The organism is Photorhabdus viridis, assembly GCF_040256935.1.
GTDB lineage: Bacteria > Pseudomonadota > Gammaproteobacteria > Enterobacterales > Enterobacteriaceae > Photorhabdus > Photorhabdus viridis.
Genome location: NZ_JBEJZY010000032.1, coordinates 53,801 through 64,113, shown reverse-complemented (window position 1 = coordinate 64,113; position 10,313 = coordinate 53,801). Strand labels below are relative to the sequence as shown.

The 10,313-nt window shown below is 41.9% G+C and carries 8 protein-coding genes and 1 pseudogene; 5 read left to right on the top strand and 4 right to left on the bottom strand.

Annotation, left to right across the window (positions count from 1 at the left end; genetic code table 11):
* Together ABR397_RS14855 and ABR397_RS14850 are read left to right on the top strand one after the other, a co-directional pair.
* A pseudogene (locus ABR397_RS14855) lies at positions 1-71 on the top strand (RNA-guided endonuclease InsQ/TnpB family protein); the annotation flags it as partial.
* Positions 72-74: 3 nt separating this feature from the next.
* Complete coding sequence (locus tag ABR397_RS14850; RefSeq protein WP_350306416.1) at positions 75-293, top strand: prevent-host-death protein; 219 nt, start codon at positions 75-77, stop codon at positions 291-293.
* Positions 294-449: 156 nt separating this feature from the next.
* Here ABR397_RS14850 and speB read toward each other — a convergent pair whose 3' ends face one another.
* Complete coding sequence (speB, locus tag ABR397_RS14845; RefSeq protein WP_350306415.1) at positions 450-1,376, bottom strand: agmatinase; 927 nt, start codon at positions 1,374-1,376, stop codon at positions 450-452.
* A gap of 174 nt (positions 1,377-1,550) precedes the next feature.
* On the bottom strand, positions 1,551-3,455 hold the full coding sequence (gene speA, locus ABR397_RS14840) for a biosynthetic arginine decarboxylase (protein WP_350306414.1): 1,905 nt from the start codon (positions 3,453-3,455) through the stop codon (positions 1,551-1,553).
* Positions 3,456-4,089: 634 nt separating this feature from the next.
* On the opposite strand from speA, the gene metK reads away from it, so the two are divergent.
* The 3 genes from metK (at position 4,090) to ABR397_RS14825 (ending at position 8,628) form a co-directional block, all read left to right on the top strand.
* Complete coding sequence (metK, locus tag ABR397_RS14835) at positions 4,090-5,262, top strand: methionine adenosyltransferase (RefSeq protein ID WP_350306413.1); 1,173 nt, start codon at positions 4,090-4,092, stop codon at positions 5,260-5,262.
* Positions 5,263-5,342: 80 nt separating this feature from the next.
* Positions 5,343-5,867, top strand: a complete 525-nt coding sequence (locus ABR397_RS14830) for a SprT family zinc-dependent metalloprotease (RefSeq protein WP_350306412.1) — start codon at positions 5,343-5,345, stop codon at positions 5,865-5,867.
* Positions 5,868-7,371: 1,504 nt separating this feature from the next.
* Positions 7,372-8,628 carry a hypothetical protein gene (locus tag ABR397_RS14825; RefSeq protein WP_350306411.1) on the top strand — a complete coding sequence of 419 codons (1,257 nt, stop codon included), beginning with the start codon at positions 7,372-7,374 and terminating at the stop codon, positions 8,626-8,628.
* A 63-nt stretch (positions 8,629-8,691) separates the two neighbouring features.
* On the opposite strand, the gene ABR397_RS14820 is transcribed toward ABR397_RS14825, so the two are convergent.
* Together ABR397_RS14820 and ygfZ are read right to left on the bottom strand one after the other, a co-directional pair.
* A complete protein-coding gene (locus tag ABR397_RS14820; RefSeq protein ID WP_350306410.1) occupies positions 8,692-9,297 on the bottom strand; it encodes an HD domain-containing protein in 606 nt (201 codons plus the stop codon).
* A 14-nt stretch (positions 9,298-9,311) separates the two neighbouring features.
* Positions 9,312-10,301, bottom strand: coding sequence for a tRNA-modifying protein YgfZ (ygfZ, locus tag ABR397_RS14815; protein WP_350306409.1), 990 nt, complete (start codon positions 10,299-10,301; stop codon positions 9,312-9,314).
* Positions 10,302-10,313: the final 12 nt, after the last annotated feature.

Below are 10,313 nucleotides of genomic sequence, written 5' to 3'. Positions count from 1 at the left end.
AAGCGGCGGGACTCGTCGTTTCTGCCCATGGAGGCCAGTGTAAATCCGTCACACAGACGGTTGCGGCCTAGGAAGTGGGAAGCCTCGCCCGACAGGGCGGGGAGCAGTCACCAGATAAGGCTGTTGGTGGTGAAATTGTCATTATAGCCAAAGCTGGAAAACCTTATGTCCAGCTTGTATCAATCACCCAACAAAACAGAGTTCCTGGAGGATTCGAAGATCTTATTACGATAGAAGAGGATTTTTTTAATGCAGATCGAGAAATTCAGTTCATGTTTGAAGGTGACAAATGAAACGTTTGCTGCTCGATACACCTGTTTTCATCTGGTGGCTTACCAATGACCCGAATTACACTGATTCAAATATACCTGAGCTTTAGGGAATAAATTTACAACTCGCTATAAGCTATTGACTATCTCCCCTAAAGCTATTATCAGAGCAGAAAAATTTTAGATCGTCTTCTTAGCCGCTTGTAAATAAAGCATCTCCAGCGCGATAGTCGCACCTGCCAGAGCGGTAATCTCAGACTGGTCATAAGCTGGCGCAACTTCCACCACATCCATACCCACAATATTCAGCGGCTGTAAACCACGCAATAATTTCAATGCGCGATCGGTTGTCAAGCCACCAATTACCGGTGTACCGGTACCGGGTGCAAAAGCAGGATCAAGACAATCGATATCAAAAGTCAGATAAACCGGCATATCGCCAACAGTCTCTTTTATCTGAGCAACCAAATCATTCACATCACGGTCATTAACCTGAGCGGCATCCAACACCGTGAAACCATCATCCTGACCATGTTCGGTACGGATACCAATCTGTACTGAATGAAGTGGATCGATCAACCCTTCATTCGGCGCATGATAGAACATGGTGCCATGATCAAATTTGCTGCCGTTTGGATAGGTATCAGAATGAGCATCAAAATGAATCAAAGCCATTTTGCCGAAATGTTTGGCATGCGCGCGCAATAAAGGCAAAGTAATGAAGTGGTCACCGCCAAAAGAGAGCATGCGCTTACCGGAAGCCAGCAGTTTTTCAGCATGCGCCTGTAACTTATCACTCATATTCTGAGCATCACCAAAGTCGAAGACCAAATCACCACAATCCACAACGTTCAGATGCTCGCGTAATTTAAAATCCCACGGCCAACGGCTGCTTTCCCACGCCAGGTTGGTAGAAACCTGACGAATAGCCGCAGGCCCGTGGCGACTGCCTGAACGGCCTGATGTTGCCATATCAAATGGCACCCCGGTAATCACCCACTCTGCATCGCTGGAATACGGCTGGAAGTTCAGCGGAAAGCGCAGGAAACCGAAGGCATTAGAAACCAAAGAGTTATCTTGTTGGTTGCCCAAGGTATTTATTGTCATGATATATCCTCAACAACCTCCTGACAGAACAAAGCTATTTCATTCCAGCATAAATACTCAAGGCCATGATGAGAGGGGGTATCTCTAAAAGAACCCCATACTCATATATCCTGAATATTTAACTGATATCAATAACCTTATCTGTATATAAGAGGTTTAATTAACGCCAGAAGATTATTCATCTTCCAGATATGTGTAGCCATAAAGACCACTTTCAAATTCCAGTAAAAATTGCTCTTGCAAGCTGGCATCCAGATCGGCGCTTTTTACCTGGTCACGGAAACGAACCATCAGTACGTTAGGATCCAGTTTTACATATTGCAGCATATCAGCGACTGAATCCCCTTCTTCACTTTGGTTATAAGTCACTTCGCCATTATCAAATACATAAACATCAATAGCCGCAGTATCCCCAAACAGATTATGCATATTGCCAAGAATTTCCTGATATGCTCCCACCATAAAGAAACCAATCATTGGCGGGTAATCAGGATCATAAGCAGGCATAGGCATGGTCGTTGCCACACCATCACCATCCACATAATGATCAATGATGCCATCGGAGTCACAGGTGATATCTAACAACACAGCACGGCGTTCCAACGGCTTATCCAGCCCCTCAATCGGTAAAACCGGGAACAACTGGTCGATACCCCATGCATCAGGCATAGACTGGAACAGAGAGAAATTCACATAGAATTTGTCTGCCATACGCTCTTGCAGCTCATCAATAATTGGCCGGTGAGCACGGTTGCTTGGATCAAGATCCTGCTGAATACGACGACAGATATTCAAATACAACTCTTCCGCCCAAGCCCGCTCAGTCAAATCCAGCATGCCATGTGCATATTGAGTATGAACATCATGCAGATCAAGCTGGCTGTCATGCAATGATTCACGTAAAGAACGTCGATTCCCTTCAGAATGCATCTCCTGCCAGGTTTCCCACAAGCTGGCGATCGGGCGGGAAGCATCCTCTGCCGGTGGCGTCGTCTGCGTAAATTCATTACGTTCAACCCCGATAACATTGGATACCAACACCGTATGGTGAGCCGTCAGAGCGCGACCAGATTCGGTGATAACAGTCGGGTGTGGTAAACCATGCTCATCACAGGCATCACCAATCCCCCAAATGACATTGTTGGCGTATTCATTCAATCCATAGTTCACAGAACAATCAGATTGAGAACGGGTTCCTTCGTAATCGACACCCAATCCCCCACCAACGTCAAAGCACTCAATATTGACACCGAGTTTATGTAACTCGACATAAAAACGGGCTGATTCACGAACACCTGTTGCGATATCACGAATATTCGCCAACTGTGAACCAAGATGAAAATGCAGTAATTGCAAGCTATCAAGCCGGCCTGCTTCACGCAGGATCTCAACTAATTGCAGTACCTGAGTCGCAGCTAGTCCAAACTTCGATTTTTCACCGCCACTGGCTTGCCATTTACCCGAACCCTGAGATGCTAAACGTGCACGGACACCCAAACGCGGGATCACATTCAGCCGTTCAGCCTCTTCCAGTACCTGAGCAATTTCAGACATTTTCTCGATCACCAGATAAACCTTGTGACCAAGCTTTTCACCTATTAGCGCCAGACGAATATATTCACGATCTTTATACCCATTACATACGATTACAGTACGAGTCATCCCCGCATGCGCTAACACCGCCATGAGCTCCGCTTTGGAACCTGCTTCAAGCCCTAAAGGCTCACCGGAACTGGCCAGTGATTCAATGACACGGCGTTGTTGGTTAACTTTAATGGGATAAACTAAAAAGTAGTCGCCTTTATAACCATACGACTCTCTGGCCCGTTTAAATGCCGCGTTAATTGAACGCAAACGATGTTGCAGGATTTGAGGAAAACAAAATAGCGCCGGCAAGCGTAAATGTTCCTGTTCCTCCTGAACTCTTTTCACCAATCCCGCAAGATCAATTCTTGCCCCTGGCAAATCAGGGTTTGGACAAACACTGACATTGCCGAGATCATTGACGTAGTAGTAACTCCCTCCCCAATATGCAATATTGTAAGTCTGTTGCATTTTACGAGCGATATTATCATTCATGGCAGTCTCCTAAATGGAGTTAGAGTTTCGCCTTCGCCTGTCATTAATAAATAACTCAAAACACCATCATTTCGCGCGTTGAGAAATATCAGGGAACAGCATGCTCTTAAGGTTGTAAAAAGCGTTTAGTTACTACTAAACAATGACAAAATTACCGAGTGACAATACGCCTGTGCGACATATCCGGCCTATTTGTTGGCAACAGATAACATCGAATTAAAGACATATTGAAAAGAAAGGAAAAAGACGCGGATATATCCGACGACAAGTGTGGCTGTTGGCCATTAGCAATCAGCAGATAATGGTTCATTACCCCATTCACCCCCACACATGACTCATACCAAGGAGCCATTTTCTCAATTGAGAAACAGAAGCTATTTGTATAGCTCTCTGCGAATCTGTAGCACAAAGAATCCAACTACGGCCGCTGTTTATACTCGCAATTACACAAAATTGCAAAATGAAATTGAACAAAACTCACATATAAACAAAGAAATTATTTGTCAGCAGATGAAAATTACTATTTGAACTAAAAAAATCTGGAACACGGATAAGAATTACCCTAGAATAGCCATCTAGATGTTAATCCATCCGTTTCCAAACTGAAATTATATTTTTAAGGTAACGTTATATAATGACCACATACCTTTTCACTTCTGAATCTGTTTCCGAAGGGCATCCTGATAAAATCGCAGACCAAATTTCTGATGCTGTCCTTGACGCTATTTTGGAACAAGATCCAAAAGCCCGCGTTGCATGCGAAACCTATGTTAAAACCGGCATGGTTATGGTTGGTGGTGAAATTACTACCAGCGCCTGGGTTGATATTGAAGAAATCACGCGGCAAACAGTTCGAGAGATTGGTTATGTTAATTCTGAGATGGGTTTTGATGCAAACTCATGCGCAGTATTAAGTGCGATTGGTAAGCAGTCACCGGATATTAATCAAGGTGTTGACCGCGAAGATCCACTACAACAAGGTGCTGGCGACCAAGGGCTAATGTTCGGTTATGCAACCAACGAAACTGATGTACTGATGCCTGCGCCTATCACTTATGCACACCGCCTGGTTCAACGTCAGGCTGAAGTTCGGAAAAATGGTGTACTGCCGTGGCTGCGTCCCGATGCTAAAAGCCAAGTAACTTTCCAATACAATAACAACAAAATTGTCGGTGTTGACGCAGTTGTCCTTTCAACACAACATTCTGACACGATTAATCAGAAAGATCTGCAAGAAGCCGTTATGGAAGAGATCATCAAGCCGGTTCTGCCTGCTGAGTGGTTAACTCCAACAACCAAATATTTCATCAACCCAACCGGCCGTTTTGTTATTGGCGGCCCAATGGGTGATTGCGGCCTGACTGGCCGTAAAATTATCGTAGATACTTACGGTGGCATGGCTCGTCACGGTGGCGGCGCATTCTCCGGTAAAGATCCATCTAAAGTTGACCGTTCAGCGGCTTATGCTGCACGTTATGTCGCAAAAAATATTGTTGCCGCAGGCCTGGCTGATCGCTGTGAAATTCAAGTTTCCTACGCTATCGGTGTTGCAGAGCCAACTTCTATTATGGTGGAAACGTTTGGTACAGAAAAAGTTTCAACAGCAACCCTGACTCTGCTGGTGCGTGAATTCTTCGATTTGCGTCCTCATGGCTTGATTCAGATGCTGGATCTGTTACATCCAATCTACCGTGACACTGCTGCCTACGGCCATTTTGGTCGCCCACAATTCCCGTGGGAAGCGACAGATAAAGCAGAAATTCTGCGTGATGCTGCTGGCCTAAAACAATCAGCGATCAATATGTAAAAGCAAAAAACCTGGTTTGAATAACTGAACCAGGTTTTTCTTAACATTCAACTACCCTCGCCTTCTTCGATTTTCAACATATGCAATCAGCCAGAATTCCAGTTGCCTTACAACAAGCGGTTATGCGTACTTTGCGGCAAAAGTTGCAACAGGCAAACATATATCTTAATCGTGATTTTCCAGAACCTACGATAAATTACCGCCAGCGTGGTACCTCCGCAGGCAGTGCATATATAAAAGATTGGCAAATCCGCCTTAATCCGGTGCTATTGATTGAAAACCAACAAGCTTTTATTGATGAAGTTATCCCCCACGAACTGGCTCACCTATTGGTTTACCGCTATTTTGGCAAAGTGCCTCCACATGGAAAACAATGGCGTTGGATGATGGAAGAAGTATTAGGTTCTACAGCTAGCCGAACACATAAATTTGAAGTCGATTCAGTGCGCAGTAAAACTTTTACTTATTACTGTCGCTGCCAACAACATGAGCTGACTTTGCGACGTCATAATAAGATATTACGGGAAGAGAGCCATTATATGTGTAAGAAATGTGGAGAAAAGCTTATTGCTAAATCAATTTTTTCTTTTAATTCTGATTTATAAATATTTATAAAAGAATGGGATTAAATTATATTTTACTATCCAAGTGAGTATTATTTTTACCGCACTAAAAAAATAAAAAGCAGTGATTAAGGATTGTTTAAAGCGAGTAAAAGATTCGATACTCTGCCGACATAGAAAGAGAAAGCAGCAGAAAAAAGTTTTAAATTGACTAATAAAACAAAATGACAACATTAATCCAATAGCAAAAATATAAAATTATATTAAAATATTTAACAGAATTAATCGTATTAAGCGAAAAAGCACGAAAATATTTAAAATCACTAAAGATTATTAAAGAAATTGGCGTTATTTTTAATACCATTAACACATCTGTTACTCTCTGATTTTAAACCTAAAAAAATAAAATAAATAAAAACGAAAAAAATTAATTATCAGTTTAATGAAAATGGGAGAATTAAATAAAGAACTAAAAATGAAAAAACATTAAATTACTAGTAAGGCCGTGCCAATAAAGATAAAAATTGGATATGATTAGCGTTCGTTAAACGTAAAACACAATATCCTATGATGATTAAACTTAATAAAAAGCAGGTATTAAAAGAGATAAAAACAATGGTTAAAACTTTATACCGATTAAAACCATAAGTTAAAAAATAACTTTTAATTACAGTTTAAAGCCTGACCATCATAAATCTATCAGTTAAAAATGAGAAAAACAACTGGTTTTATTAATACTGATATGCCCTGTAAAAAGAAAAAATAAGAATATTAAATAGTTTAATAAGATAATATATTTAAAAAAGAACCGACTTTAATAATGCTTTCAAATTAAAATAAACTTTGTTATAAACTAGTTAAATCATCGATTATAAAAAAATACCAAAGGAATGATTTAACAGAATACGAATCAGGTTACTTGCAGTGTTACTATGTAAAACCGTAAATACGCCAGATTAAACTTGTTTTACACTGCTTTAATCATTCTTGTTCGTAAAAAAGTCTTCTTTTTGTAAAGAGGAATTCTTTTTCATCCTTAATTTAAATCACACTCATAATTTCATTATTCAATAATATCTATAGGTTTCTATCTCATTGTGGCTTTTGAAAAATAAAATCATACTCGTTGTTTTTATTTGTATTTCCTAATAATACCTAATGAGATAAATATAAAATTGAAACGCTTAATCAGCACACATCAAAAGATAGTGATATATCACGTAAATACTCTCTATAACTAATGGAAAAAGTGGAAGATTAAATTGTATAATTTAAATATTGCATCCAATCGCTTTCTGTAAAGTGAATAAATACTTACCTAATTAATGCCCATTGGAATTATTTTTCTGGCATACCTGTTGTTGAAGCGCCTATATCCTTTGCCAGAGAAAATCGACGTTTTCGCTATAAGGGCAAGATTTTAACTATGCGCAATTTAGTGTCACAACCGGTAGTAATAGCGGTAGATACTTTGGAATTTGGTCAGATGAACAACTGACACATGAAATTATCCTAAATGTATAAACTTAAACTCAGGAGAATTCCCGTGGATAAAATAAGAACTGTTGCAGAAACTTTAGCAGTATTACATCAGTATCATGATTTGGTTGGTGTAAAACGGCAGCCAAAGCAACTGAAAACCTCGGATTTTGACGGCAAGGTAATATTTTCTAATGATCCGAAGACAGCGACTGTGCCTCCTGCATTTTTTACCGTACAAACCATACAAGAGCTGAAGGAACTCGGTGGTGTGCCTGATAGTGAGTATGGCCCTGGCAGAATGGAACCCCACCATCCATTGCCGGAACCGTTTTCTGCTGAACGGCTGGCAAATGTCACGGGTAATCATATTGATTTATGCAAAGCGTTTAGAGCCTATATCTATAGTGATTCTACTTTGGTCAAAGATTATGAAGACATTCTTAATGCTAAACGTTTCCCGATGAAGATTGCGCTGTACAGTGGCGAAAGTATTACTATTACCGCAGATAATCCAGTGATTGTTGAAGATAAAGAGGGTTATGGTGAGCCGGTTGCCTTAGTGTATGACCAGATAATCTTTGAACAAGGAGGTCAAATTATTTACTGCACTAACGGTAGCATGGAAGCGAACAGCGTTATAGGACATGGAACTGATAAAAAGCAGGGTATTGTCAATAGAGGTACTGATGGAATCGATAATTCAGAGGGGAGCCAAGGAAATAATGGGATTAATGGCAGTAATGGTAATACGGGTACAGAGGGTAAAAGCAGCTGCAACATTCAATCCACGCCAGGTACAGATGCAACCAGTGGTTCTGCGGGAGCATCAGCGGGGAATGGTGGACGAGCTGGAGATGCAAATGACGTCACTGTTACGGTTCAATCTTTTATAGGATTAGTTAATGCGCTATCACTGGGTGGTCGTGGTGGTCACGGTGGTGACGGTGGAAATGGGGGGAATGGCGGAAATGGCGGAAATGGGGGGGATGTTAACAAAACAAAAAGCAAGTGTAGTCCTGGGTCTGGAGGAAACGGGGGGTCTGGAGGAAATGGCGGGGATGGGGGAGATGGGGGTAAAGGTGGAGACAGTGGTAACATCTATATTAATTTCTCTGACGGTCAGCCAATAATTAATGCTCTGTCATATAGAGGTGATGGTGGTAATGGCGGGAAAGGTGGGAAAGGCGGTAGTGGCGGAATAGGCGGGAACAGCGGAAAAAATAACGGCCAACCAGGCGCATCTGGTCAAGATGGTTCTGAGGGAAAACCAGGAGATGAAGGTATATCTGGTAAGATATTTATCAACGGCCAGTCGCACTAATTTTGTGCGCCATATTCTTTCTATGGCGCCCTGAATTTGTAGTATGAAATTGTTGGGAAAAAGTTACTTCAACCAACCTTTCTTTTGAGCAGACTCTAATTGTGGCAGTAGATATTGCCACAATTCAGGATAGACATCGGCAATAAAGTGATTGCGATTCATCACCTGCTCAAGACGAATACCGTTTTCCACCCAGCTTTGTCCCTTATTATGCAGATTCATCAGAATCGGCATTAATCTATCCAGCGTAATAGCAAAACAGGCATCCTGACTTTCCCCTGCTTCGTATTCCTGCCAAAGTGACATAAAGTGATTTTTTTGCGTTTCAGGTAGTAAGCCAAAAAGACGGTTAGCGGCTTTAACTTCCTGATCATGAATGGCTTCACGAGCAGCTAAATCATAAACCATCACATCACCGGCATCGATTTCAACGATATCGTGAATCAATGCCATCTGAATAACCCGCTGAATATCAACTTCTTTTACATACGGCGCAAAACTCATCGCAGCGATAGCAAAATGCCAGCTATGTTCTGCTGAATTTTCCTGGCGGTGGTTATCTAATAATTTGGTGCGCCGCTGAACTTTTTTCAGTTTATCCAGCTCCATCAAAAAACCGATTACATCCGTAAAAGGGCCAAAATCAACGGCAGGTACTGCTAACGACATACAAACCTCATAAATTATTTTTCTTCAACAAGGGAATAAGGCAGAGGCTGAATGGTCAGTGAATGTTCTTCATCGTCACGGACTCGGAACACGCTATCACTTTCCATATCATTATTCATGACGACCTGTACCCAAATACGATTATCATTCAATTTAACCGCAGCTAAAACAGTGCCCGTTCTCCGCCATTTATCTCCCAATCGCCATTCCAGATCATCACCGGCAACAGGCATTTTGGCAGCACTACCCGCCAGCCAGTACATTGCACGTTTATTTGCACCGCGATATTTAGCACGGGCCACCATTTCCTGACCGGTATAACAACCTTTTTTAAAACAGATACCACCCGCGAATGCCTGAAGGTTAGTTGCCTGTGGAATAAACTGCGCGCTGTTGGCGGCATCAATGACCGGGAAACCGGCTTCAATATCCAGAGCCAACCACTGTTCGCTGTGATTAAGTTGAGCTTGAAGTTTTTCTGTTAGCTGTTCAGCAGTGACAGTGTCTGTAACCAGAAGGAACCGCTCAGACGGCAAGGTAAAATGGAGCAAAGTAGTGGCTTCATGTTGAACTACCGCATTATCTGCATCCGGCAGCGCAGGGAAGATATTGCTTAGTGCTTCACGGCAACCTTTACCTGCGACACCTAGCAGTACCGTATTTTCATCCTGAACTAGCGTAATTTTGGAGAATACTGCATATTTTTTCAGCTCCTTAAGCTGGTTTTCCAGCACACTGCGGCGTTCAATATAAGCAAGGCTTTCACCACGATGAAAGAGACGCAGATTACTCCACATTTTGCCTTTCGCGTCACAATGCGCACTGAGCACATGTTGATTCGCTGCAAGAGCAGCAATATCTGCTGTCACCTGACCTTGCAAATATTTTTCTGCATCCGGTCCGGTTGCGGTTACCAGACCCCAGTCATCCAGAGAGATTAAAGTCAGGGGAAGGGTTGATGAAGACAATGGAGATTGTGAAGAAAACGGAGTTTTATAAGCCATGACACATCCTGC